Origin of the sequence: Pseudomonas petroselini (assembly GCF_045037875.1) — a bacterium.
Classification (GTDB): Bacteria; Pseudomonadota; Gammaproteobacteria; order Pseudomonadales; family Pseudomonadaceae; genus Aquipseudomonas; species Aquipseudomonas petroselini.
Map to the genome: position 1 here is coordinate 1,427,501 of NZ_CP173614.1, position 25,010 is coordinate 1,452,510.

The 25,010-nt window shown below is 62.2% G+C and carries 24 protein-coding genes; 9 read left to right on the plus strand and 15 right to left on the minus strand.

Going from position 1 to position 25,010, the window contains the following annotated elements; all coding sequences use genetic code 11:
* Positions 1-10 precede the first annotated feature (10 nt).
* From ACI512_RS06555 to cpaB, 4 genes are read right to left on the minus strand one after another with little or no spacing between them, the layout of a single operon-like run.
* Positions 11-1,282, minus strand: a complete 1,272-nt coding sequence (locus ACI512_RS06555; protein WP_236379389.1) for a CpaF family protein — start codon at positions 1,280-1,282, stop codon at positions 11-13.
* Positions 1,279-2,472: a pilus assembly protein gene (locus ACI512_RS06560; protein ID WP_064052170.1), complete on the minus strand. Its 1,194-nt coding sequence runs from the start codon at positions 2,470-2,472 to the stop codon at positions 1,279-1,281. Before ACI512_RS06560 ends, ACI512_RS06555 begins: the two co-directional genes overlap by 4 nt.
* Positions 2,469-3,686: a type II and III secretion system protein family protein gene (locus ACI512_RS06565; RefSeq protein ID WP_064052171.1), complete on the minus strand. Its 1,218-nt coding sequence runs from the start codon at positions 3,684-3,686 to the stop codon at positions 2,469-2,471. The genes ACI512_RS06560 and ACI512_RS06565 overlap by 4 nt, the downstream gene beginning before the upstream one ends.
* A 19-nt stretch (positions 3,687-3,705) precedes the next feature.
* Positions 3,706-4,647 (minus strand): Flp pilus assembly protein CpaB, encoded by a 942-nt coding sequence (cpaB, locus tag ACI512_RS06570; RefSeq protein WP_236379393.1) that lies wholly within the window; start codon positions 4,645-4,647, stop codon positions 3,706-3,708.
* A 342-nt stretch (positions 4,648-4,989) separates the two neighbouring features.
* On the opposite strand from cpaB, the gene ACI512_RS06575 reads away from it, so the two are divergent.
* Together ACI512_RS06575 and ACI512_RS06580 are read left to right on the plus strand one after the other, a co-directional pair.
* Positions 4,990-5,181, plus strand: coding sequence for a Flp family type IVb pilin (locus ACI512_RS06575; protein ID WP_012722028.1), 192 nt, complete (start codon positions 4,990-4,992; stop codon positions 5,179-5,181).
* Positions 5,182-5,239: 58 nt separating this feature from the next.
* Positions 5,240-5,656 (plus strand): response regulator, encoded by a 417-nt coding sequence (locus ACI512_RS06580; RefSeq protein ID WP_064052173.1) that lies wholly within the window; start codon positions 5,240-5,242, stop codon positions 5,654-5,656.
* Positions 5,657-6,044: 388 nt separating this feature from the next.
* Here ACI512_RS06580 and ACI512_RS06585 read toward each other — a convergent pair whose 3' ends face one another.
* The 4 genes from ACI512_RS06585 to ACI512_RS06600 all read right to left on the minus strand — a co-directional run bounded on the left by ACI512_RS06585 (position 6,045) and on the right by ACI512_RS06600 (position 11,895).
* Positions 6,045-7,727: a ShlB/FhaC/HecB family hemolysin secretion/activation protein gene (locus ACI512_RS06585; protein WP_236379395.1), complete on the minus strand. Its 1,683-nt coding sequence runs from the start codon at positions 7,725-7,727 to the stop codon at positions 6,045-6,047.
* A gap of 185 nt (positions 7,728-7,912) precedes the next feature.
* Positions 7,913-9,397, minus strand: coding sequence for a collagen-like triple helix repeat-containing protein (locus ACI512_RS06590; RefSeq protein ID WP_236379397.1), 1,485 nt, complete (start codon positions 9,395-9,397; stop codon positions 7,913-7,915).
* Positions 9,398-9,700: 303 nt separating this feature from the next.
* A complete protein-coding gene (locus ACI512_RS06595; protein ID WP_236379400.1) occupies positions 9,701-10,549 on the minus strand; it encodes a MaoC/PaaZ C-terminal domain-containing protein in 849 nt (282 codons plus the stop codon).
* A 2-nt stretch (positions 10,550-10,551) separates the two neighbouring features.
* On the minus strand, positions 10,552-11,895 hold the full coding sequence (locus tag ACI512_RS06600; protein ID WP_405121719.1) for a 3-oxoacyl-ACP reductase: 1,344 nt from the start codon (positions 11,893-11,895) through the stop codon (positions 10,552-10,554).
* A gap of 114 nt (positions 11,896-12,009) precedes the next feature.
* On the opposite strand from ACI512_RS06600, the gene ACI512_RS06605 reads away from it, so the two are divergent.
* Entirely contained in the window at positions 12,010-13,287 is a 1,278-nt protein-coding gene (locus ACI512_RS06605) for an acetyl-CoA C-acetyltransferase (RefSeq protein WP_012722034.1), read from the plus strand.
* Positions 13,288-13,421: 134 nt separating this feature from the next.
* Positions 13,422-14,321: a PA4780 family RIO1-like protein kinase gene (locus ACI512_RS06610; protein ID WP_012722035.1), complete on the plus strand. Its 900-nt coding sequence runs from the start codon at positions 13,422-13,424 to the stop codon at positions 14,319-14,321.
* Between the two features lie 83 nt (positions 14,322-14,404).
* On the opposite strand, the gene cueR is transcribed toward ACI512_RS06610, so the two are convergent.
* The 3 genes from cueR to ACI512_RS06625 all read right to left on the minus strand — a co-directional run bounded on the left by cueR (position 14,405) and on the right by ACI512_RS06625 (position 17,451).
* On the minus strand, positions 14,405-14,806 hold the full coding sequence (gene cueR / locus ACI512_RS06615; RefSeq protein WP_046033989.1) for a Cu(I)-responsive transcriptional regulator: 402 nt from the start codon (positions 14,804-14,806) through the stop codon (positions 14,405-14,407).
* Positions 14,803-17,004, minus strand: a complete 2,202-nt coding sequence (locus ACI512_RS06620) for a cation-translocating P-type ATPase (protein ID WP_236379403.1) — start codon at positions 17,002-17,004, stop codon at positions 14,803-14,805. The genes cueR and ACI512_RS06620 overlap by 4 nt, the downstream gene beginning before the upstream one ends.
* Positions 17,005-17,070: 66 nt before the next feature.
* Complete coding sequence (locus ACI512_RS06625) at positions 17,071-17,451, minus strand: hypothetical protein (protein WP_064052179.1); 381 nt, start codon at positions 17,449-17,451, stop codon at positions 17,071-17,073.
* Between the two features lie 147 nt (positions 17,452-17,598).
* Between ACI512_RS06625 and ACI512_RS06630 the strand changes: the two genes are divergently transcribed.
* Positions 17,599-17,796, plus strand: coding sequence for a heavy-metal-associated domain-containing protein (locus tag ACI512_RS06630; RefSeq protein ID WP_012722039.1), 198 nt, complete (start codon positions 17,599-17,601; stop codon positions 17,794-17,796).
* Between the two features lie 85 nt (positions 17,797-17,881).
* On the plus strand, positions 17,882-19,075 hold the full coding sequence (locus ACI512_RS06635; protein ID WP_231809779.1) for a multidrug effflux MFS transporter: 1,194 nt from the start codon (positions 17,882-17,884) through the stop codon (positions 19,073-19,075).
* 8 nt (positions 19,076-19,083) lie between these two features.
* On the opposite strand, the gene ACI512_RS06640 is transcribed toward ACI512_RS06635, so the two are convergent.
* The 3 genes from ACI512_RS06640 to ACI512_RS06650 form a co-directional block, all read right to left on the minus strand.
* The gene (locus ACI512_RS06640) at positions 19,084-19,266 is read right to left on the minus strand and encodes a hypothetical protein (protein WP_016977039.1); all 183 of its coding nucleotides are present in this window, start codon (positions 19,264-19,266) and stop codon (positions 19,084-19,086) included.
* Between the two features lie 146 nt (positions 19,267-19,412).
* Positions 19,413-20,426: a zinc-binding alcohol dehydrogenase family protein gene (locus ACI512_RS06645; RefSeq protein ID WP_064052182.1), complete on the minus strand. Its 1,014-nt coding sequence runs from the start codon at positions 20,424-20,426 to the stop codon at positions 19,413-19,415.
* A gap of 24 nt (positions 20,427-20,450) precedes the next feature.
* Positions 20,451-20,744, minus strand: coding sequence for a putative quinol monooxygenase (locus tag ACI512_RS06650; protein WP_236379405.1), 294 nt, complete (start codon positions 20,742-20,744; stop codon positions 20,451-20,453).
* Between the two features lie 117 nt (positions 20,745-20,861).
* Between ACI512_RS06650 and ACI512_RS06655 the strand changes: the two genes are divergently transcribed.
* Entirely contained in the window at positions 20,862-21,788 is a 927-nt protein-coding gene (locus ACI512_RS06655) for a LysR family transcriptional regulator (RefSeq protein ID WP_012722043.1), read from the plus strand.
* Between the two features lie 136 nt (positions 21,789-21,924).
* Complete coding sequence (locus ACI512_RS06660; protein ID WP_236379407.1) at positions 21,925-22,614, plus strand: helix-turn-helix transcriptional regulator; 690 nt, start codon at positions 21,925-21,927, stop codon at positions 22,612-22,614.
* A 102-nt stretch (positions 22,615-22,716) separates the two neighbouring features.
* Here the strand turns inward: ACI512_RS06660 and ACI512_RS06665 are convergent, their stop codons facing one another.
* Positions 22,717-23,670, minus strand: coding sequence for an adenosine deaminase (locus ACI512_RS06665; protein ID WP_012722045.1), 954 nt, complete (start codon positions 23,668-23,670; stop codon positions 22,717-22,719).
* Between the two features lie 194 nt (positions 23,671-23,864).
* Here ACI512_RS06665 and ACI512_RS06670 point away from each other — a divergent pair, with 194 nt between their 5' ends.
* Positions 23,865-24,956 carry a calcium:proton antiporter gene (locus ACI512_RS06670; protein ID WP_012722046.1) on the plus strand — a complete coding sequence of 364 codons (1,092 nt, stop codon included), beginning with the start codon at positions 23,865-23,867 and terminating at the stop codon, positions 24,954-24,956.
* Positions 24,957-25,010: the final 54 nt, after the last annotated feature.

A 25,010-nucleotide genomic window follows, 5' to 3' on the forward strand; every position in this document is an offset into this window, starting at 1 on the left:
CAAGCGCTCCCTATGACTGCAACGTCGATTCGCGACGCAGTTTGTCGCCGGCCGGGTTGAGCGCTTCGCGCAGGAAACCGAAGCCGGTGCGCCGATCCAGACGGAACAGCGTATTGGTGACATACACGTCATCGCGCACGCCGACCACTTCCACCACCTCGCTTACGCAGCGGCGGCCATCGGGCATACGCGTCAGTTGAATAATCACGTCCAGCGCGGCGCAAATCATCTGGCGCAGGGTTTTTTCCGCGATCACACGGCCGGTCAGGCCGACCAGGGTTTCCAGGCGCAGCAACGCATCCTGGGCATTGTTGGCGTGCACGGTGCTCATGGAGCCGTCGTGGCCGGTGTTCATCGCCGTCATCACATCGAGCACTTCCACGCCACGGATTTCGCCGAGGATGATGCGGTCCGGGCGCATCCGCAGGGCGTTGCGGATCAGGTCGCTGGACCTGACCTCGCCGTGACCTTCGGCATTCGGCGGGCGGGTTTCCAGGCGGACCACGTGGGGGTGGCCCAATTGCAACTCGGCGACGTCTTCGATGGTCACCAGGCGCTCGTGGGGGTTGATCAGTTGGCTGAGGATATTCAGCAGCGTGGTCTTGCCGGTACCCGTGCCGCCGCTGATCAGGATATTGCAGCGCTTGCCCACGGCCTCCTGGAAGAACTCGAAAATGCTCTGGTCGATGGTCTGCATGGCGACCAGGTCGCTGCTCTTGAGCATGTCCTTGCGGAATTTTCGAATCGACAGGCATGGCCCGTCGAGGGCAATCGGCGGGATGATCGCGTTGACCCGGCTGCCGTCGGGCAGCCGTGCATCCACCATCGGCGACGACTCATCCAGGCGGCGGCCCAGCGGCGCGAGGATGCGCTGCATCACGCGTTCTACGTGATGGTCGTCGATGAAGCGCAGGTCACTTTGGTGCAGCAGGCCGTCGCGCTCGATAAACACCCGGTGCGGCCCGTTGACCAGGATCTCAGTCACCGAAGGGTCACGCAGCAGCACTTCCAGCGGGCCGAACCCGGTGAGCTCGTCGACAATCTCTTCGGCCAGGCGCTCCATTTCATAGCGCGAGATCGCCAGGCGCATGCGCGTGATGTACTCGGAGACCTTGTCGATGACAAATTGCGCCAGAGACTGGCGTGTGCCTTCGAGCAGGTTCTTACCCGACTCCTCGATGGCGTCGATGATGTAGCGATGCAGCACCAGTTTCAGGCCATCGTGATCGCTGTTGCCTCCGGCGCTGCGGGCCGGGCCGCCAAACAGTTTTTCGCCGTTCATCGTCCCGCCCCCAGGATGCGTTCAAACCAGCGCATGGAAGGTTTTGCCAGACCCTCGGAGCGTTTGGCCAGGCGCTCGCCCAAGGCGCGCACGGCTTGGGTCAACGGCTCACGAGGGGCCAATGCGAACAGGGTTTGGCCCTGATTTTTCACATTCAGGCGCAGTTCGGCACTCAGGGGCAGCACGGCGACGCATTCGAGGCCGAATCTTTTTTCCAGGGCCTCCGTGTCCGGGGCACAAGCCTTGATGTAGCGGTCCACCACCAGTTTGGCGTGGTCGAGTTTCATGCCTTTATCGCGCCAGCGACTGAGCACCGCAAGGTTGCGGCGACAGTCCAGCACGTTCTGGTCGGTGCACCACAGCAGTTTGTCGCAGTGGCTGACAAAGGTGCGCAGCGCTTCGCTGTCCGGCTGCCCGGTGATGTTCACGACGATGTGCTGGAAGTGTTGGCGCAGTGCGCTGAGCAACATGAACAACTCGGCGGCGCTGGTCAGTTTGAGCGGCTCGTCACCGGTGGCGTACGCCAGGATGCGCAGGCCATCCAGCGCCGTGGTGAAGGCGCTGTTGATCAACGTCGTATCGAGGCGACGCAGATGCCGCAACGCATCGCCGAAATTGAACGTGCTCTCCAGGCCCAGCAAGGCCAGGCTGTCACTGCGTGGCAGGCCCAGGTCGAGCAGCAGGGTTTGCTGCCCGCTCTTCTGCACCACCAGTGCCAAGTGCGTCGCCAGCATGGCGCCATCGGCGTTGCTCTGGGTGCCAAACAGCACGGTCAGACCGCCCAGCTGCGCATTGTGGGCGACGGTTGGCAAGCGCTTGCTCAGGCGGCGCACCAGCCCCGCCACTTCGCTGGAGCGTGAGCCGTAGGCCACGAAGTCGCGGGCGCCGGCCCGCATGGCGTTCAGAACAAGCTGGTTGTCCATGCCATCGCCGAGGGCGACCACCGCGAGCATCGGCTTGGCCTCCAGGGCACCTTCGATCAGCGCGCTCTGGGTGACCACGTTTTCCCGGTCGAGGCCGACAAACACCAGGCTGGCGAACGTCACGTCCACCAGCGCCAGCAACTCGTCCAGGCTGCCGGTGCCGGCGCTGACGACCTGGCCAAGGGGCGCCAGGGCGCCCTGCAGCCACTCCAGGTCGGTGGCGTTGCGGGTGATGGCGAGGAAGGTCTGGCTCAGGCTATCGCTCATTGGGAAAGTCCACTGCGACGGTCGAAATTACCGTTTTCCAAGAAGAACAGCCGGAACCAGTTCGGGTCGTAGCTGCGCAGTTTCTCGCCGGGCAACGAGGGCAGTTGGGCGTTGGCGGCCAACGGCTGCACCAGGTGCGGCGTGACGATCATCAGCAGTTCTTTCTCTTCGCGGCTGATATTGGAGTCGCGGAAAAACGCCCCCAGGATCGGGATATCGCCCAGCCCTGGAAACTTGCTGATCGTGGAGCGGTTGTTGGTGCTGATCAGGCCGCTGATCACAAAACTTTCGCCATCGGCCAGGGACACGCTGGTGTCGGTGCGGCGCACGGTAAGTGCCGGCACCTGGATGCCCTGGATGATGACGGCGTTGCTGTAGTCCAGCTCGCTGACTTCCGGCGCCACCTTGAGGGTGATGCGGTTGCGGTCAATCACCGTGGGGGTCAGGGTCAGGCGAATGCCGAACTCCTTGTACTCGATGGAGATGGTGTCGCTGCCGGCGCTGGGCACCGGGACGGGCACTTCGCCGCCGGCCAGGAAGGAAGCACTCTGGCCGCTCATGGCCACCAGGCTGGGGCGCGCCAGGGTGTAGGCAAAGCCGCTGCGTTCCAACGCGTTGATCATGGCCGAGACCCGGCCGCCGCCAAAACCGACGTTGAAGCTGTCAGTGCTCACCGGCAATTTGAAGACCCCCTCCGAGGGTGACAGCAGGTTGGGGCTGCCGAGGAAAAAGTTTTTGCCGGTGCCTAACAGTCGGGTGCTGGCCTCCTTGAGCTTGGTGCGGCTGACTTCCACAAAGCGGATGTCGGTCTGCACCTGGCTGGGCAGCAGGGGATCTTCCGACGGCGACAGCGACAGGCTGGTCAGCGCCGAAGTGGCCTTGCCCTTGACGAACACCATGCTTTGACGCGGCGTGCTCGCGCAGGCGGTCCATACCATCAGGCTGGTGGCGCCGGACGCGACCCCGGTGAGCAGGAAATGCCGGTCGCCGTTGACCCGCACGTCGGCGATTTTAGGGTCACCGATGGCCAGGCGCGTGATTGCCACCGGCGATTGCAGCTCCTGTTGCAAGCCTTCTCCCACCTCGACCACGGCCGGCAACTGGCCCAGGGCGCTGCAGTTTCCCGGTGCAGCCAGGGCCATGCCGACGGGCAGGCTCGAGAGCATCAGGGCCCAAGCCATCTGCATGAACAGGGGTGCGTAGCGCTGGCTCATTCAAGGCATCCTTGCTCGATCACGGAGTTTGTGGCGCCCCTTGGGCACCGCGAATCACTTCAATGCCTCGGCGCACGCTCGGTTCGCCACCGGCTGGCGCCATGCGTTTGGGCGGGCCGATCAGGGCCAGTTGGGTGAATTGGTAGAGATCGCGGTTGGCACTTTCGATCTTCTGCGGTGCTTCGCCCTCGCCGGCCCAGTAGCGGCTGAGCAGGTGTTCCTCGGCGCTGCGTACGGCCAGGCGCAGGGTCCCGGCTTGAGCCGCGAGCATCAGGCGGCTTAACAGTGGCTCCGGTACGGCGAGCACCACGGTACGCGCGGCGGCTCGACGTTGGGCGGCCTGGGCGCGTTCTTCAACCGTGACCGGTGGTGGCACCGCGGGCTGTCCATCGTTGGCCAAGCCCAGCTGGTCGCCGACGCTGAGCAGGCGCATGGCCGGAAGCACGATCTGGGCCGACTGTTCGGCATTACTGTCATCCTGGCGCAGGAACAACAGCACATCCACGTAATCGCCGGGGGTCAATTGGCCGGCGGCGCCGATCACTTCATCCACGGCCACCGCCAGTGCACGCTCGTCGGGGCGGATCATGCGAGCGAGCGGGCCGCCGCCGGTAAAGCTGTCTTCGGTGAGCCAGGTGCCCGCGCCAAGCGCGCGCAGCGGCATGCGGCCGATGGCCTGGTCGAGCTGAGTGAGGCTGCCGACGGGCACGGTGCGCAGTCTTTCCACGGCCAGGTCGGCAGCGGTCAGCGCACGGTAGGCAGGCACGTCATGCACCAGGACCACCACCGGTTGGCGGGTCTGGTCTTCGGCGGCAGCGATGGTTTTTTCAACGGAAACGACAGGTGCGGCAGGGACTGCGACAGGCTCCGGTGCGCGGCTCAACACTAACCCCCAGTACCCGGCGATCAATGCCCCGATCAGCAACAAGCCGGCCAGGACCATGCTGATGCGACTGTTCATGACGGCTCTCCCTTTCCCGTTGCACTGCACGCCCGTGTAATCCCAACGGGCTAATCCGCAACCTGGCTGTGATGAACATCTAACGATTTGGCTATTTGAAGGTAGCTCAGCTAGGACGAAATGCCATTACCCCGGGAAAAATTTATCGAAACTATAATCAGGACTCTAAAAGTGCCCCTTTAAATGGCGGGATGCCTGGCGTCGGCTTTTCGACTAATACTTTGTGATTAATCCGTTCTTACAGTTGTGAGGCTGAGGTTTGTTGACAATGCTCTAGTGGCACGCCGCGGACATCGTGCTAGAGCCGTACCGGCTCTTAATGGCGTTTTAGGGAGAAGTTTTATGTTCCTTGACCTGATGTTGAAGCTTTATGTTCAGACACAACTTTTCTTTCAGCGCAAAGAGGGCGCGTCGGGGATCGAATACGCGATTATCGTAGCGATGGTTGCACTGGTGATCGTCGGTGCCGGCTCAGGGCTTGGAACTAAGATCAAATCCATTTTCGATAGCGTTGCGACCAAAATGACAACTTGATAGTCCGCTGAAAAATGTGGAAACCCCTAATCAAAGTTTCTCCAGTTCAGGTACTGCCATGAGCGTTTATCCGCCTTCCCGCCAACAAATTCTTTTGGTGGACGACGAAGAGGACGCGCTGATCGAACTCGCCGAATCCCTCGAACACGAGGGATTTGTCTGTTTTACCGCCACCTCCGTCACCTTCGCGCTGCAAGAATTGACACTTCATCCTGATATTGCCCTGGTCATCACCGACCTGCGCATGCCCGAGGAAAGCGGCATCTCCTTGATCAAACGCTTGCGCGAACACACCTCGCGTTCTCACCTGCCGGTGATTGTGATGTCCGGCCATGCCGAAATGGATGATGTAAGCGACATGCTGCGCCTGCAGGTGCTGGACCTGTTTCGCAAGCCGATCTACCTGGTGCGGCTCATCGACACCTTGAACAGCCTGTTTCCCCTCTCAAATCCCACCCTTAATCGAACATTGTAGTGAGCGGGCTTGCCCCGCGCTGGGTGGCGAAGCCGCCCCAAATCGAGGCGACTCAGTTCTAACCAGGGAAACTCAGTGCTCCAGGAGATGGGACGGCTTCGCCGCCCAGCGCGGGGCAAGCCCGCTCACTACAGGTCAGGGTTGGTAGCTGAAACTCAATGAATACCGTGGCCGTCGATCAATACCTTGAACAGCCTGTGTCCCCTCTCAAAACCCCACCTTTAAGCGAGCTCTGTAGTGAGCGGGCTTGCCCCGCGCTGGGTGGCGAAGCCGCCCCAAACCCAGGCGACTCAGTTCTAGCCAGGGAGACTCAATGCTCCAGGAGATGGGACGGCTTCGCCGCCCAGCGCGGGCGGTGCGACGATTCGACGAGCCCGCTCACTACAAATCAGAGTTGGTAGCTGAAACTCAATGAGTACCGTGGCCGTCGATCGAAGCTGTCCAGTGCCACGTCCGACATCGGCTTGGCGACTTCCAGCGCGACGTTGTAGTACTTGGCATCGCCAAAGCGCAGCCCCACCGCCGCCGATGACATGTCGTTGCCCTTGACCGGCAGGTCGTTGAACCAGGTCTTGGCGCGGTCGAGCACCACGTAGGGTTGCAGGATCCTCACCCAATCGCCCGCGCGGTTGTAGCTGTAGTTGACCTCGTAGGCCGCGCCCCAGCCTTTGTCGCCCGTGCCCTGGTCATCGGGGTAGCCGCGCCCGAAGCTTTGCCCGCCGAAGGTCGCGCGCTCGCTGTCGGGCAGGTTGTCGTTGCTCCAGTAGAGCGCGCCGGACAGCACGCCTTGCCAGTTATCGAAGAGTTTGTTGCTCTGCACGCCGGACAGGCGCAGGCGGAAGAAGTCGAGGTCGGGCTTTAGGCCACCGAAGTCCGTATGGGTCTTGGCGCCCATGCCATTGATGCCTTGGTACACGCCGCCGCTGATGATGCGCAGTTGGGTGGTGTCAGCTTTACGCCAGTCCCCTTCGAAGGCCAGGGCGCGCAGGTTGGTTTGCAGCTCAAAGCGCTGGGGGAAACCTTCCAGTGTGTAACGGTTGGTCTGGTCGACGGCGTAGAGGCGCGTACCGAGGCTCAGCGACTCGCTGGGCGAGGCGATAAAGGGGTGGCTGACGCCTATGGAGTAACGGTCGATCTGCTGGTGCGGCTTGAGTTCAAGGCCGTCGCCCAACTGCAGGCGGGTGCTTGGGTCCGCGCGGTAGCGTTCCCCCGAGAGTGCAAGCTGGGTGCCTTCAGCGTTGATGAACTGGCTGTAGGACGCGCGGTAGTAATGTTCTTTGTCCTCACCCGGCGGGAACAGGCCGCTGACGCTCAGTTGTTCGCCCATCGACGTCCACGAGTTGCTGGTGCCGGTCAGCAAGGCCTGGGTACCGCCACGGCTCGCCTCGTTGAGGCTCATGCTGGTGGTGAAGGGCTTGCGGCTGGCACTGATCTGCATGTGCGTGCCGCCATCGGTGGTGCTCGGAGGCGGCACCTGGGCTTGCACGGTCACGCCTGGGATGGCGCTCATCAGCGTGGTGTAGCGTTCGAACGTCTTGCGCGTGAGCGGGCGCTCGGCCTTGAGTTTTTCCGCCAGTTTGTCGACGTAGGACGAGACCGAACCGATGTCGCCTTGCAGTTGGTAATCACGGATGTAACCCTCCACCAGCACCACATGCACCAGGCCGCCTTCGAACCGTTGTTCCGGCAGGAAGGCGTAGGACAGCAGGTAGCCGTCTTCCTGATAGCGCCGGGTGATGCTGCGGGTGGCTTCGATCAATTGCGCCAGGTTGGTTTCATGACCAATCAAGGGTTCGAATACCTGGGCGACTTCTTTGAGCGGGTACACCGTGCCGCCATCGATCTGCAGTTTGCGGATGGGCACTTTGGTGTCCATCAGCAAGGGCTGCTCGGCCGTCGCCGCAGGCACCGGCACCTGGGTGGGCGTGGCGGCCGGTCGGTAGGCGTCGGCGGGCAGGTTGGGCACCGGCAGGTTGCGGATGGTGTCGTTGCTATTGAGGAAGCTGGGCAGGGTATCGGCGTGGGCGTAAGCACTGAGGGTGAGCAATAACAACGGCGTCAAAGCGCGCATAGGACACTCCATGGTCAATACTGCAGCGGCGTTTCGCAGATGCCCGCCGGGCTCTGGGGGCGCGGTTCGGGGGCTTTTACGGATCGATCATTGATCCATAAAAAAGACGAGAGACTTAGTGGGTCTCTCGTCTCAACCAAGCGTAGGCGCTGTAGGTGAGGCCGTCTAATCGGCCAGGTGCAATTCTATTTTTTGCCGCCCAGGCCACCCAACAGCCCGCCCAGGAGACCACCGTTTGCGCTTGCGCCAGCACCGGCAGAGGCGCCAGCGCCTACATTCAGGCCACCCGCGAGCAAACCGCCGCGGGTATTGGTGCCGCCAGTGACCAGGCCGCCGATCGACGCCACGGTGCCACCCACGGCGGTCACGGTACCGCCCAGGGCGTTGGTGACCGGGTTGGCGTTGGTGCCGCTGATGTTGCCGCCCAGGTTGCTGACCGCACCGCCGACACGGGTGACCAGGCCGTTGACCGGAGCACCGAGGCCAGTGGCACCGCCGATGTTTTGAGTCAGGCTCTGTACGCCGCTGGTGACAGGGTTGAGTGCATTGCCGATCGGGCCGGTCAGCCCGGCGACCGGAATGCTGGTTTTAGTGCTGGGTGTGCCGCCACCGAGGGCCGCCACGGTGGTGCCCGCCTTGACGCCGGTAACGCCCGCCGCGCTGACCACGCCATTGGTGCTGCCCGCATCCAGGCCGCTGCCGGCTCCGGCGATCACGCCACCGATGAGTTCGGCCAGGCCGAGTTTGCCGATGCCGCCGCCGGTACCACCGCCATTGCCGCCGCCACTGCTATCCGCATCCCGGTCGACATAACCGCTGGCCTTGCCGACCGCGGTGCCGACACCATTGAGCACATTGCCTACCGCGTCGGTCACCGGGTTGCCGGTGCCGCCGGTGTCGGCGACTTTATCGCCCAGGCCGTCGACGGTATCGCCGACTTTTTTCAGCAAGCCGCCCACGGGCGAGTCAAGACCGGTCGCGGTGCCGACTTTGCCGGTGGTGTTTTCCACCAGGGACACCACAGGCACCAAGACTTTTGCGCCGACGGTGTGGGTGACCGACCCCAGGGGGCCGGTGGTGCTGGCGGTGCTTAAGGTGTCGCCGAGCATCGTCACGGCATTGCCAACCTTGCCCACCACGTTGCCGACCACGGGGGCGGCGCCGCTGACCACCGGCACATTCCCCAGCAACGTGGCGACGTTGGCACCGGTAACGGTCACGCCATCACCCAGGTCGGAAACACCGTTGGCCACGCCGGCAACGGTTTTGCCCAGTGCGTTGCTGTCAGTGCCCAGTGAACCCAGGCCATCCGAAAGGCCGTTGCCGATGCTGCCGACGGCGTTGCCGGCCGCAGTCACCAAGTCGCCAGCCGTTTCGCCCACGATCGGCAGGCTGCCGAGGGTGGTGCCTAGACTGCGGACGGTGCGGCTGAGGCGGGTCACGGTATTGCCGGCGGTGTCGACCACGGTGGCGGTGACCAGCGGCGAGGCGGTGCCGCCGGGGTTGGTGCCAGGGTCAGTGCCGCCACCCCCCGTGCCAACCCCAGCGCCAGCATCCGAGGAGCCACCACTGTGATGCCCGCCACCCCCGCTGCTGCAACCGCCGAGTGCCAGTGTGACTGCCAGGGCCAGCGCGGTACTTGTTTTCCAAAACACGACGTGAGTATTCATGATTGAGTTCCTCGCACCTGTACAACCTTGGTTGTCTTCAAACGCTCACTATTTCTTGGGCTAGCGATGCGTTTGTCCGTGTGGCTATAACAGTCCCGGAGGTGCGTTCTCTCAATGCTCTACTTGGTATTAACGATTTATATAGAACCGGGATGTACCGTTTAAGTGACTAATGCCAACGGTATAAGGTGAGGATGTATCAAGATGTATATTTGTTTTTTAACAATGACTTAGAAGAAAAAAGCGGACTTCAAAAAGTCCGCTATTACTTAGGGTGTATATATACAATTCATCAGTCTTATTTCAGGCAATCGGCTGCCACTTGCCTACCATATGTTCAATATCGCCCGCGCCTTTGAGCCACAACGCTCCGCTGGAACCGGCGCCACTCGCTAATAACGTCACTTCACTGGGCAGGCGCACGGGTTTCCTGAACTCGACGTGTATCTCGATATTGGCGGCGGGCAGGTGTTCGCCGAGGGCGGCGAGGGTGTGCGCCTTGTTCCACAGCCCGTGGGCGATGGCCTGGGGAAAGCCGAACAGCTTGGCGGTCAGGGCGCTGAGGTGGATCGGGTTGTAGTCGCCGGAGACCCGCGCATAACGGCGGCCGATATCGGCGGGCGCCTTCCAGCGGGACAGTTCACTGACCTGGGCGGGGGAGGGTTGGGCGATATCCTCTGCCTCACCTTCCAATTTCACCCCACGGCAGAGCATTCGGCTCTCGGCTTCCCACAGCAGGCCCAGGGAATCTTCGACCGTGGTCACCAAGTCAAAGGTCGCACCCTTGGGATGAGGCCTGAGGTTCTGCGTGTGTACGCCGACAGACAATTCGCTGACACCACCGAGGGGGCGATGGACGCGGATGCGGTTACTCAGGTGAATCAGCCCCAGCAGCGGGAAGGCAAAGCTTTTATCGGTGAGTAACTGCATCTGCAGGCCGAACGCCAGGACGTGCGGATAAGTCGCCGGCAAGAGAGGGCTGTCGGCAAAACCGCAGACCTTGCGATAGGCCGCCACCTGCTTGGGGTTGATGCTCACCCGGCAGCGCAATCCGTGTTCAGGCAAGGTGCTGCCGGTGATCTTGCGTTTGAGCGCCGCGCGCCAATACAGCGGCGGCAAAAATGGCGTAGTGCCCAGCGTCTTCCATTGCATGCTTACGCTCCCAAGAGACTTTGCCCACATACCCGCAGCGCTTGCCCGCTGACCGCACCTGAACCCGGTTGGCCCAGCCACGCCACCGCTTCGGCGACGTCCTGCGGCAGGCCTCCCTGGCCCAGCGAACTCATGCGTCGCCCGGCTTCACGCAAGGCGAACGGAATATGTGCGGTCATCTGGGTTTCGATAAAACCCGGCGCCACGGCGTTGATGGTGATGCCGCGCTCTTTAAGCAGCGGCGCCCAAGCCTGTGCGAGGCCGATCAACCCCGCCTTGCTCGCCGCATAGTTGGTCTGCCCACGGTTACCGGCGATGCCGCTGATCGACGCCAGCAATACCACGCGGGCGTTGTCGTGCAGGGTGTCGCTGTCGAGCAGCGCCTGGGTCAGTACCTGTGGCGCATTGAGGTTGACCGCGAGCACCGCGTCCCAGTACTCCGGGGTCATGTTCGCCAGGGTTTTGTCACGGGTGATACCGGCGTTGTGCACCAGGATGTCCAGCCCATCGGGGAGGTGCTCGATCAATTGACGGGCGGCGTCTTCAGCACAGATATCCAGCGTGACGGTGCGCGCACCCAGGCGCGCGGCCAGGGCTTCGAGGTCGGCCTTGGCCTGAGGCACGTCGAGCAGGATCACGTCGGCGCCGTCGCGGGCCAGGGTTTCCGCGATGGATGCACCAATGCCTCGTGCGGCACCGGTGACCAGCGCCTTGCGCCCGGCCAGGGGGCGCGTCCAGTCTTCGACCGGCGTGGCGCAGGCCTCCAGGCGAATCACCTGGCCAGAGATGTAGGCGCTTTTCGGTGAGAGGAAAAAGCGCAGTGCGCCTTCCAATTGGTCCTCGGCACCGTCGCCGACGTAGAGCAATTGCAACACGCCGCCATTGCGCAGCTCTTTCGCCAGAGAGCGGCTGAAACCCTCCAGGGCGCGCTGGGCGCTGGCGGCGAAGGGGTCGCTGAGGCTTTCCGGCGCACGGCCGAGGATCACCAGGTGCGCGCTGTTATCCAGGTTTTTCAGCAGCGGTTGGAAGAATTCGCGCAGCTGTTTGAGTTGATCAGTGTGTTGCAACTCGCTGGCGTCGAACACGACCGCCTTGAGTGTGGGGCCATGGCCGGGAATCCACGTCGACGTCTCGGCGCCGTAGGTGTAAATGGCGTCGGTGAGCCGGTTGGCAAATGCCTGTACCTGAGTGGCCAGCGCACCGCCGCCCAGCAGCAATGCGCCCTCCACCGGACGCAGGCGCCCGGCCTGCCAGCGTTCCAGGTGTACCGGTGACGGCAGGCCAATGGCGGCGACCAGGCGATGGCCGAGGCTTGAGTTGGCGAAGTCGATATAACGGTCAGACATGGAACGCTCTCCGAAGGCTGGGGTTCAAAGGGTGGACCACCCCGGGGTGGCAGTCGTTCGATTGAGCCTAGGCTAGGCTTGGTGATTCCACCTACAACCATCAGGGAGCTTTTCATGACTCAATTGCGCCGTGTAGCGATCATTGGCGGTAACCGCATTCCTTTCGCCCGCTCCAATGGCCCCTATGCCACGGCGAGCAACCAGGCGATGCTGACCGCCGCCCTGGAAGGCCTGATCGAGCGCTACAACCTGCACGGCCTGCGCATGGGCGAAGTGGCTGCCGGTGCGGTGCTCAAGCATTCGCGGGACTTCAACCTCACCCGTGAATGTGTGCTGGGTTCGCGTCTGTCGCCGCAAACCCCGGCCTATGACATTCAGCAGGCATGCGGCACCGGCCTGGAAGCCGCGTTGCTGGTGGCCAACAAGATCGCCCTGGGGCAGATTGAGTGCGGGATTGCCGGTGGGGTGGACACCACCTCCGACGCGCCGATCGGTGTAAATGAAGGCCTGCGCAAGCTTCTGCTGCACGCCAACCGCAGCAAGTCCATGGCGGATAAATTAAAACTGCTGTTACAACTTCGTCCCCATCACCTCAAGCCGGAACTGCCGCGTAACGGCGAACCCCGTACCGGTTTGTCCATGGGCCAGCACTGCGAGTTGATGGCGCAGACCTGGCAGATCCCCCGCGCCGAGCAGGACCAGTTGGCCCTCGAAAGCCATCAGAAAATGGCCGCGGCCTACGCCGAAGGCTGGCACAACGATTTGCTCACACCGTTTCTGGGCCTGACCCGCGACAACAACTTGCGTCCCGACCTGACCCTGGAAAAACTCGCCGCGCTCAAGCCCGCCTTCGAGCGCAGCGAAAAGGGCACGCTCACCGCCGGCAATTCCACGCCGCTCACCGATGGCGCGTCGCTGGTGCTGCTGGGCAGTGAGGCCTGGGCCCAGGCGCGTGGTTTGCCGATCCTCGCGTATTTGCGTGATGGCGAAGCGGCGGCGGTGGACTTCGTCAACGGTGCCGAAGGCCTGCTGATGGCGCCGGTGTACGCGGTGCCGCGGCTGCTGGCGAGAAATGGCCTGACGCTGCAGGACTTCGATTACTACGAGATCCACGAAGCGTTCGCTGCCCAAGTTTTGTGCACGCTCAAGGCCTGGGAAGACGCGGACTACTGCAAGACGCGCCTTGGGCTGGACGCACCCTTGGGGTCCATCGACCGCAGCCGACTGAATGTGAAGGGCAGCTCCCTGGCCGCCGGGCACCCGTTTGCCGCCACGGGTGGGCGTATCGTCGCCAACCTGGCCAAGTTGCTGGATGCGGCGGGCAAAGGCCGTGGCCTGATTTCGATCTGCGCGGCGGGTGGCCAGGGTGTTACGGCGATCATTGAGCGTTGATTGCGGCGAAAATTGGCATATTGGATGCATTCTTGAGCGGTCAGAGGTCGGTAGCCTCTCCCACCGGCGAGCCGATTGCCGTATAACGAGTGCCATACGCGTATTTGGTAATAAAGGACCCACAATAAAAGCTGATGAAGACTCCTAAACGCATTGAACCCCTGATCGAAGACGGTCTGGTCGACGAAGTGCTGCGCCCACTCATGAGTGGTAAAGAAGCAGCTGTTTATGTGGTGCGCTGCGGCAACGAACTGCGTTGCGCCAAGGTTTACAAGGAGGCGAACAAACGAAGTTTTCGTCAAGCGTCCGAATACCAGGAAGGCCGTAAGGTCCGTAACAGCCGGCAGGCCCGGGCCATGGCCAAGGGCTCCAAATTCGGTAAGAAAGAAACCGAAGATGCCTGGCAGAACGCTGAGGTGGCGGCGTTGTTCCGCCTGGCCGGTGCGGGCGTTCGCGTGCCCAAGCCGTACGACTTCCTTGAAGGCGTGCTGCTGATGGAACTGGTGGCCGACGAGTACGGTGACGCGGCGCCGCGTCTGAATGACGTGACACTGGAGCCGGACCAGGCGCGTGAATACCACGCCTTCCTGATTTCCCAGATCGTGCTGATGCTGTGTACCGGCCTGGTGCACGGTGACTTGTCCGAGTTCAACGTGCTGCTTACGCCAACGGGCCCGGTGATCATCGACCTGCCCCAGGCGGTGGATGCGGCGGGCAATAACCACGCGTTCAACATGCTGGAGCGGGACGTGGGCAACATGGCTTCCTACTTCGGGCGTTTTGCCCCGGAGTTGAAGGCGACCAAGTACGCCAAGGAAATGTGGGCCCTGTACGAAGCCGGCACCCTGCACCCAGCCAGCGTCTTGACCGGCGAGTTCGACGAGCCGGAAGAGTTGGCGGACGTCGGCGGTGTGATCCGCGAGATCGAAGCGGCGCGGCTGGATGAAGAGCGCCGCCAGGCGATTCGGGCTGCCGATGATGCGCCTCCGAGCAAGGTGCCGGACGAGCCCCCGCCGCCGCCTTGGATGCAGTGATGTCCAGATAAGTGGAGATCAAAAATGTGGGAGGGGGAAGCCCCCTCCCACATTTGGTTTTGTGTGTGTCCAGTTAGATCCGCTCAGGCGCAGCAGCTTCCGGACGCCAACTCCTTGAGTATCGGACAATCCGGCCGATCATCGCCCTGACAGTGCTCCACCAGGTCTTGCAAGGTATCGCGCAATTGCCCCAGTTCCAGGATCTTCTGGTTCAGCGCCTCAATATGCTGGCGCGCCAACGCCTTCACATCGGCACTCGCCCGTTGCCGGTCCTGCCACAGGGTCAGCAGCTTGCCGACCTCTTCCAATGAAAACCCCAAATCCCGCGACCGCTTGATAAACGCCAGGGTGTGCAAGTCCTCGCTGCCGTACACGCGATAGCCACTGTCGGTGCGGTGGGCAGCCTTGAGCAGGCCGATGGACTCGTAGTAGCGAATCATCTTGGCGCTGAGCCCGCTCTGGCGTGCGGCTTGGCCGATGTTCATGGGTGTTGATCCTCCAAGTTCTTAGGCTTCCACGTCTTCAACAGTAATGCATTGCTCACCACGCTGACGCTGGACAAGGCCATCGCTGCACCCGCGAGTACCGGGTTGAGCAGGCCGAACGCCGCCAGGGGAATGCCGATCAGGTTATACACAAAGGCCCAGAACAGGTTCTGGCGGATTTTGGCGTAGGTCTTGCGGCTGATCTCCAGCGCAGCAGGCACCAGGCGCGGGTCGCCGCGCATCAGGGTGATACCGGCCGCGTGCATGGCCACGTCGGTACCGCCGCCCATGGCAATGCCGATATCGGCAGCGGCCAGGGCCGGGGCGTCGTTGATGCCGTCGCCGACCATGGCCACCACGCCGGTTTTTTTCAACGCGACGACGGTGGCGGCTTTGTCGGCGGGCAGCACTTCGGCGTGCACATCGTCGATGCCCAGCGCCTCGGCGACCACACGGGCGCTGCCGCGATTATCGCCGGTGAGCAAATGGCTGCTGATGTGCCGGGCCTTGAGTTGCTCCACCGCCTCCAGTGCACCGGGCTTGAGTGTGTCGCCAAACGCGAACAGCCCCAGCACACGTGGTTGCGCACCTTGCTCGATCAGCCAGGACAACGTGCGGCCCTCGGCTTCCCAGGACTTGGCGGAGTCGGCGAGGTCGCCTGCGCTCAAGCCGCTTTCTTCCAGCAGGCGACGGTTACCCAAGGCCAACGGCCGGCCATCGAGCGTGCCGGCGATGCCGCGTCCGGTCAGGGATTGGCTGGCCGTCACATCGGCCACGGTCAGGCCTTTTTCGTTGCAGGCATCCAGTACGGCCTTGGCCAACGGGTGTTCGCTGCCGCGTTGCAGCGCGCCGGCTTGTTGCAGCAGTAAGGCTTCGTTGCCATCCACCGCGGCCAGGTGGGCAATCCTGGGCGTGCCGGAAGTGAGAGTGCCGGTCTTGTCGAAGACCACGGCGCTCACTGCATGGGCACGTTCCAGGGCTTCGGCGTCCTTGATCAGGATGCCGTGGCGCGCGGCAACGCCGGTGCCGGCCATGATCGCGGTCGGTGTGGCCAGGCCCAGGGCGCAGGGGCAGGCGATCACCAGTACGGCGACGGCATTGATGATCGCCGTTTCCAGGGGCGCGCCATACAGCCACCAGCCCACCAGCGTGACCAACGCCAGCACCAGCACGGTCGGGACGAAGACCTGGCTGACTTTATCCACCAGCTTCTGGATCGGTGCCTTGGCGGCCTGGGCGTCCTCGACCAGGCGGATGATCCGCGCCAGCACGCTTTCGGCACCGAGGGCCAGGGTGCGTACCAGCAGGCGGCCTTCGCCGTTGATGGCGCCGCCGGTGACGTTATCGCCAGGTTGTTTGGGTACGGGCAGGCTTTCGCCGCTGATCAAGGCTTCGTCCGCGTGGCTTTGACCCTCCACCACCTCACCGTCCACCGGGAAGCGTTCGCCGGGTTTTACCAGTACCAGATCATTGAGCTTGAGGGCGTTGATGGCGACGTCTTCTTCACGACCGTCGAGTACTCGAATCGCCCGCTCAGGACGCAGGGCTTCCAAGGCGCGGATGGCGCTAGCGGTCTGGCGCTTGGCGCGGCTCTCCAGGTACTTGCCCAGCAGCACCAGGGCGATTACCACTGCCGAGGCTTCGAAGTACAGGTGCGGCGCCATGCCGGGGTGAGCGGTGAGCCATTCATAAATACTCAGGCCATAACCGGCGCTGGTGCCGATGGCCACCAGCAGGTCCATGTTGCCGGCACCGGCACGCACGGCTTTCCAGGCGGCGATATAGAAGCGCGCGCCGAAGATGAATTGCACCGGTGTGGCCAGGGCGAACTGTGCCCAGGCGGGCAGCATCCAGTGCAGGCCGAAGGGCTCGACCAGCATCGGCAGCACCAGCGGCAATGCCAGCAGGATCGCCAGCAGCAGCGCCCAGCGCTCGTGGTGCAGGCGCTGGGCTTGGTTGGCGTCGGTGGCCGATTCGCTTTGGGGCAGGCTGGCGGTGTAGCCGGCCTTGTCGACAGCGGCGATGAGCACGCCGGGGTCCATCTGGCCCAGCACTTCAACGTGGGCGCGCTCATTGGCCAGGTTGACGCTGACGCTTTGCACCCCCGGCACCTTGCCCAGCGCGCGTTCGACCCGGCCGGCACAGCTGGCGCAGGTCATGCCGCTGATGGGCAGGTCAAAGGTGGTGGATCCATTCATGGGGCAGTCCTCCAGAAGACGTTGCCCGTAGGATCAACCTTGACCTGTGGGGAAGGTCAAGTGCCTTTAGTATTCCAGTGCGGCGGGTTTGAGATACATGCCGTCCGGGCCCTGGGCGATGCGCAATTTGCGCACGTCACCGGCCTTGAGTGTGATGTTCTGCGCGGGCGGTGCCAGCAGTCCCGGCAGGCAGCCTGGGGTTTGGCCCGGCAGCAGTTTCAGGCGCAAGGATAGGTTGCCCGCCGGCAGGTTGAACGACGTGGCCTGTTCCTGGAACAGCCGGCCTGCCAGCTGGTCATTCAGGTACAGACCGATTTCGCAGTTGGTCGGCACTTCCAGGCGTTCCCGGGAAATGATCAGCACCGCATAGTCTTCTGCGGCGATGGCTTGGGGCGCAGCGGCGGACAGGCTCATCAGGCCGAGAAGGGCAAAAAACGACCAGCGCATGGCGAATGCTCCGTGGTGTGAATCAAAGATGGGTGAAGCTTGGCCGACGATGCCGCCGAATACCAGCCCGGCAGCTATTCGAGGAACTTGACCTTACCATCGTGGCAAGGTCGAGACTGGGTTCAACCTCATCAAAGGAGTCATGTCATGCAAGTATTCAGCGTTGAAGGAATGACCTGCGGCCATTGCGTTCGTGCGGTGACCCAGGCGGTGCAGAGCCAGGACCCGGCGGCCAGCGTGAAGGTCGACCTGGCGGCAAAGGAAGTGGGCGTCGACAGCCGCTTGTCTGCCGAGCAAGTGATCGCGGCGATCACCGAAGAGGGTTACAGCGCTAAGCTGGCCTGATGCGGAAAAATAGTTAGCGAGCTATCGTGTTCAATGCACCCAAGCGCGGCTAGACTATCGGGCTGCCGTCTCACTTGGGTGCCCGATGAACCTTCGCATAATCCTGATTCTGGGGGCCTTGAGCGCCTTCGCGCCGTTGGCGATCGATTTTTACCTGCCGGGCTTCCCGGCCATGGCCACGGCCTTCGCGACCGATGAAAAACACATCCAGCTGACCCTGGCGGTGTATTTCGCTGGCCTGGCCATCGGCCAATTGATCTATGGCCCGCTGGCGGACCGCTTTGGTCGACGCGGCCCGCTGCTCAGTGGGGTCACCTTGTTTACCTTGGCGTCCTTTGCGTGCGCCTTTGCACCTTCGCTGGAGTGGCTTATCGCAGCACGTTTTGTGCAGGCCCTGGGGGGCTGCGCGGGCATGGTGATTTCCCGTGCGGTGGTCAGCGACAAATGTGATGCCGTGGGCTCGGCCAAGGTTTATTCACAGTTGATGCTGGTGACGGGCCTGGCGCCGATTCTCGCGCCGTTGGCGGGTGGGCTGATGGTCGGTGTGTGGGGCTGGCAGTCGATTTTCCTGGCGTTGTCCCTATTCAGCGTGATGGCGGCCATCGCTGTGGCGGTCGGTTTGCCGGAAACCTTTCCCGCCCACCAGCCGCGTCAGCCGCTGTCCGGGTCGCTGCGACGCTATGGGGCGCTGTTGTCCGATCGGGTTTACCTCGGCTATGCCTTGACCGGTGGTATTTCGATTGCCGGGATGTTTGCCTACATCGCCGGTTCACCGTTCGTGTTTATCAAGCTCTACGGCGTACCCGCCGAGCACTACGGCTGGCTGTTTGGTTCCAACGCCGCGGGCTTCATATTGGTGGCGCAGGTCAACGCGCGGCTGCTGGCCAAGCGCGGCCCGGCTTTTTTGCTGTCGCGCACGGTATGGGTGTACCTGCTGGCGGCGTTGACGTTGCTCGGCATCGCGGCCTTGCGCACCGATGCGCTGTGGCCATTGCTGGTGCCGTTGTTTATCTGTATCGCCAGCCTCGGCTGCATTTTGCCCAATACCTCGGCGTGTGCCATGAGCGGGCAGGGTGCGCGGGCTGGTAGCGCTTCGGCGTTGCTCGGCTGCATCCAGTTTGGCGTGGCGGCGGGGGCTGCGTCGTTGGTGGGCGTGTTGCACGACGGCACCGCAATGCCGATGGCGATGGTCATCAGTTTGTGCGGGGTATTGGCCGTGACGATTGCGATGTCGACCCAGCGCCTGCAACGCAAACGGGCCTTGCAGGCGCAGGTCTGAACAGTGGTTCAGCCAGCGGCGGAGCGTTGCTGGCTGCTTGGAAAACGGTGGGGCGCCTGGATACGGGCTTGCAGGGTGTCGGCAAAGGCACGCGCCTCGGCCTCGGTGCGGAAGGTGAACGCGTCCTGGTCGAGACGGACCTGCCATTTATTGCCTGCGGATTTTGCTAACGCTTTTATCAGGATCTTCATTGCTGACTTCCTCACGTAAAAGAATCGTGGCAAAGGCGGCCAATATAAACCCGAATACGCTCACAAATATGACAAAGATCAACTCTCGGACTAGTGGTGTCGTCCATTACTCACATGAATAATGGACGACCCTGACAGCCGTTTTTTCAGAACCCTTCCAGCACGATCTTGCCTTTGGCCTTGCCGCTTTCCAGCAGTGCATGGGCGCGCCGCAGATTCTCTGCATTGATCACACCGAAGTGCTCGCCCACCGTGGTTTTCAGGGTGCCGGCGTCGATCAGGTCGGCCACGCGATTGAGCAGGTTGTGCTGTTCGATCATGTCCGGCGTCTCGAACATCGAACGCGTGTACATGAACTCCCAGTGCAGCGACAGGCTCTTGCGCTTGAGCTTGCTGACGTCCAGTGCCTTGGGATCGTCGATCAGTGCCAGCTTGCCCTGGGGTTGCAGGGCTTCCACCAGTTGGTCCAAGTGATGATCCGTCTGGGTCAGGCTGGCGACGTGGGTCACTTGCGGGTGTCCGGCGGTTTTCAGCGCTTCGCTCAGCGGTTGGCTGTGGTCGATCACCAGGTCCGCACCGAGTGACTTGGCCCATTCCTGGGTTTCCGGGCGCGACGCCGTGCCAATCACGGTCAAGGCGGTGAGCTGGCTGGCCAATTGCGTCAGGATCGACCCCACGCCACCGGCAGCGCCGACGATCAGCAGGCTCTGGCCTTCATCCTTTTTGCCTTCACGCACTTGCAGGCGTTCGAACAACAATTCCCAGGCGGTAATGGCGGTCAGCGGCAGCGCAGCGGCATCGCTGAAACCAAGGCTTTTCGGCATGTGGCCGACGATGCGCTCATCCACGGCGTGCAGTTCGCTGTTGCCGCCCGGGCGCACCAGGGAACCGGCGTAGAACACCTTGTCACCGGCCTTGAACAACGTCACTTCGCTGCCGACGGCCTTGACCACGCCGGCCACGTCCCAGCCCAGCACTTTGGCGGCGCCGTTTTCCGGGGCGACGTTCTGGCGCACCTTGGTGTCCACCGGGTTGACCGAGATGGCTTTGACTTCCACCAGCAGGTCGCGCGGGCCGGCGACGGGTGCTGGCAACTCGATGTCTTGCAGGGCGTTTGGATCGTTGATCGGCAGTGAGGCGTAGTAGGCAATAGCTTTCATGATGGCTCCGGAAAAGGGCGGTGATCAGGCGAGGAATTTCAGGCGCTTGAGTTCGAAGTGTTCGAGCACATCAGTCGCCTTGGCGCGAAAGCTCTGGATGTGTGCGCTCTGGTCATGGTCGGCCAGCGCGGCGTCATCGCTCCAGCGTTCGAGCATGTAGAAGGTTTCGGGGTGTTGCAGGTCCTGGTGCAGGTCGTACTGCTCGCAACCGGCTTCCAGGCGCGTGGGTTCCAGCAGGCCACGCAGCAAGGTTTCCAAGGTGGCCTGTTGGCCGGGCTTGGCGATCAGCGTGGCGATGACGTTAAAGGCTGTGGACATATTCAACTCCAGACACGTGATAAGCGGGATGCACAGATGATTGGCTATTTCCCGTCGCGATAAAAGCGGCTAAAACAGCAGTCTGTTTCAATAAGATTTTGATAATGGGCGGGATGCATGCTGCGTTTTGATGATTTGCAGTTGTTCGTGCGGGCGGCGGACCTGGGCAGCCTGTCCGCTGCGGCACGGGTGATGGACCTGTCGCCTGCGGTGGCCAGTGCGGCGCTCAAGCGTATCGAGCAGCAACTGGGCGCGCGCTTGCTGGCACGCTCCACGCGCAGCCTGCGCCTGACCGCCGAAGGCGAGGGTTTCCTGGAATACGCCCGCGCGGCGTTGAGCTCGCTGGATGAAGGACGACGCTTGTTGGCCAGCGGCCAGGACCATGTCAGCGGGGTGCTGCAACTCTCGGCCCCTTCGGATTTCGGGCGTAACCAACTGCTGCCGTGGCTGGACGAGTTCCAGCGTGAGTACCCGCAGCTCACCGTGCGCCTGCTGTTGGGCGATCGTATTGCCGATCTGTTCCGTCAACCGGTGGATATCGCCCTGCGTTACGGTGAGCCCGAGGATTCCAGCCTTGTCGCGCTGCCTGTCGCACCGAATAACGTTCGCGTGCTGTGTGCCTCCCCCAGTTACCTCGCTCGGCAGGGTGAGCCTCGGCATCTGGAGCAATTGGCCCAACACAATTGCCTGCTGTATATGCTCGGCAGTCGGGTCCACGATCACTGGAGCTTTCACGATGGCAAACGTGAAGTCAGCCTGACGGTCAGCGGCGACCGTTTCAGTGACGATGCCGACGTCGTCCGCCGTTGGGCGGTGGCGGGTGTGGGCATTGCCTACAAGTCCTGGCTCGATGTCAGCACCGACGTGCTGGCTGGGCGATTGCGCGTGATCCTGCCTGAACTGCGTGGCGAGCGCACGCCGCTCAACCTGCTGTGCGCTCACCGTGCGCAACTGAGCAAGCCCATCAACCTGTTGCGGGAAATGCTCGTGTCCCGTTGTGCGACGTTGACCGCCCAGTTGTCGGAGCGATGGCACGCGAGGTAACGGCTTCCATCACAGTAGGAAATTTCACTCAGATCCCGTCCCTATCCACGCTGTCAGACGCGGTGGAACTGCCGGTGGGCGCCCCTATACTTTGGCGCCAACCTCATCAGAACAATAAATCGACAGGGAGTGAAAGATGGAAGCAGCGCCTTGTATCAGTCAGATCGCCAGCTTGCTCGCCGAGCCCAAACGCACCGCCATGCTGTGGGCCTTGATGGATGGCTCGGCCAAGTCGCCGGTAGAGTTGGCGACGCTCACCGGGTTGTCGGCGACCTCCGCCAATGCGCATCTGGCGCGACTGACCGCGGGTGGTTTGTTGCGGGTAGAGGCCCGGCGTGGCAAGCGCTTGTTTCGCGTGGCCGCGCCTGATGTCAGCGCCGCCATCAATGCCATGGCCAGGACCACCATGGCCTGCGCCGTACGCAGTGCGCCGGACACGTTACCGCAACCGCTGGCGGCCCCGCCGTCGTTGCGCCATGCCCGGCTGTGCCATGGGCACCTAGGCGGCGAGCTGGGAGCGCAGCTGTATCAACATATGCTGGAGGCGGGGTGGATCGAGCGCTACGAGCAACGTACCGATGTCACGGTAAAAGGCGCGCAGCATTTGGCGGGCCTGGGTATTTTCACCCAGGCGCTGGCGTCGCCGCTGGTGTGTAACTGTTTCGACTGGAGCCAGCAGCAGCCGCACTTGGGCGGTGCGTTGGGGGCGGGGTTGTTGCAACTGTTTTTACAGTCGAATTGGATCAGCGTGATCAACGAGTCACAAGCCTTGCAGGTCAATGATCTCGAGCAGTTGGAAATCACCCGATTGACCCTGCCTGCGTGATCCTGCGCGGTGGCGGCAGAGGGCAAGGCTTAGCCGTTGTGGGAGCGGCGGTGTGACGTGCTCGCTCCCACAGTTAGCCTGCATTCACTCAGTGAATGAGGCTTATGGCTTGACCAGGCGCGCATCCAGGCTGTTCTGCGCCAGGCGTTTGGCTTGGTCCTGGGTCATGCCCAGCGAGGTGTACAACGCGTGGAAGTTCTCGGTGACATAACCGCCGAAGTAGGCCGGGTCATCCGAGTTCACCGTGACCTTCACGCCGCGCTCGAGCATGTCGAGGATGTTGTGTTGGGCCATGTCGTCGAACACGCACAGTTTGGTATTGGACAGTGGGCACACGGTCAGCGGAATCTGTTCGTCGATGATGCGCTGCATCAGGCGCTCGTCTTCGATGGCGCGTACGCCATGGTCGATGCGCTGGATTTTCAGCAGGTCGATGGCTTCCCAGATGTATTCGGGCGGGCCCTCTTCGCCGGCGTGGGCCACGGTGAGGAAGCCTTCGTGGCGGGCACGGTCGAACACACGCTGGAACTTGCTCGGCGGGTGACCCATTTCCGAACTGTCCAGGCCCACGGCCACGAACGCATCACGGAACGGCAAGGCCTGGTCGAGGGTTTTCTCGGCTTCGGCTTCGCTCAGGTGGCGCAGGAAGCTGAGGATCAAACCGCTGGTGATACCCAACTGCTGCTCGCCATCTTTCAGCGCAGCGGCGATGCCGTTCAGCACCACTTCGAACGGAATGCCACGGTCGGTGTGGGTTTGCGGGTCGAAGAAGGGTTCGGTGTGGATCACGTTCTGCTCTTTGCAACGCAGCAGGTAGGCCCAGGTGAGGTCGTAGAAGTCCTGGGAGGTGCGCAGCACATCGGCGCCCTTGTAGTACAGGTCGAGAAACTCTTGCAGGTTGTTGAAGGCGTAGGCCTTGCGCAGGGTTTCGACGTCGTTCCACGGCAGCGCGATCTTGTTGCGCTCGGCCAGGGCGAACAGCAGCTCCGGCTCAAGCGAGCCTTCCAGGTGCAGGTGCAGTTCAGCCTTGGGCAGGGCATTGAGCCAATCGTACATTTTCTAAATTCTCATCAGGTGCAATGGCGGCATTCTACAGGCCATGGCCGAAATAATCGGCAAAACCTGACCAGCAGGAGAGTTTTGCTTTTATTTACGCAAGGGCCGTGTGAACTAAGGTGTAACGAAACGTTAGCGGCTTGGCGCAGTCTGTACCCCATCAATGACTGATTTGCCGTACTAAAAGGCCCGTAATGCTCACATCCCTCAAGCAAGAAAAATTCATGCTGCTGGCGCTGATTGCCGCCATCGCCGCCTACCCGTTGGAGCACTGGATGCTCCATAGCGGGCAAATGGTGGCGCTGCTGGCCGGCGTGGCGCTGATCGGCTTTATCGTCGTGGCATCGATGCGCGTGGCTCATCACGCCGAGCAATTGGCGGAAAAGGTCGGCGACCCCTACGGCACCATGATCCTCACGCTCGCTGCGGTGCTGGTGGAAGTGGTGATCCTGGCGATCATGATGAGTAATGAACCGTCGCCCACCCTGGTGCGCGACACCATCTACTCGGCGGTGATGCTCGACATCAACGGGATTCTCGGCCTGGCCGCGCTGATGGGCGGCATCAAGCATGGTGAACAATCCTACAATGACGATTCGGCGCGCACCTACAGCGTGATGATCCTCACCGCCATGGGCGTGTCGATGGTGGTGCCGGAATTTATCCCCGAAGCCGACTGGAAAATTTACTCGGCGTTCACCATTGGCGCGATGGTGGTGCTTTACACCCTGTTCCTGCGCATGCAGGTGGGGCCGCACAGTTATTTTTTCAGCTACAGCTATCCGGAAAAACGCCGTAAGAAGCAGCCGCAAGAGCAGGACGCACCGTCGGTCAACCTGGCGTTCTCCATAGGCACCTTGGTGTTCGGGGTGATCGTGATTGGCGCGCTGGCCGAGGTGATGTCCAAGACGCTCGACCTGGGCCTGGAAGGTACGGGGGCGCCGCCGGTGATCACGGCGATCGTGGTCGCGGCTATTTCGGCGGCGCCGGAGATTTTGACCGCGTTGCGCGCTGCGTTGGCGAACCGCATGCAGTCGGTGGTGAATATCGCGTTGGGTGCATCGTTGTCGACGGTGATCTTGACGGTGCCGGTGATGGAGGCCATGGCGCTCTACACTGGCCAGCCGTTCCAGATGGCGATGACGCCGGTACAAACGGTGATGGTGTTTATCACGCTGATTGTCAGCGCGATCAACCTCAACGATGGCGAAACCAATGCCATTGAGGGTATGACGCATTTTGTGTTGTTTGCGACCTTTATCATGTTGTCGCTGCTGGGGTTGTAACCGGTTCTTCAATCCACCACAAAAACGAAGGTGGGAGGGGGCAAGCCCCCTCCC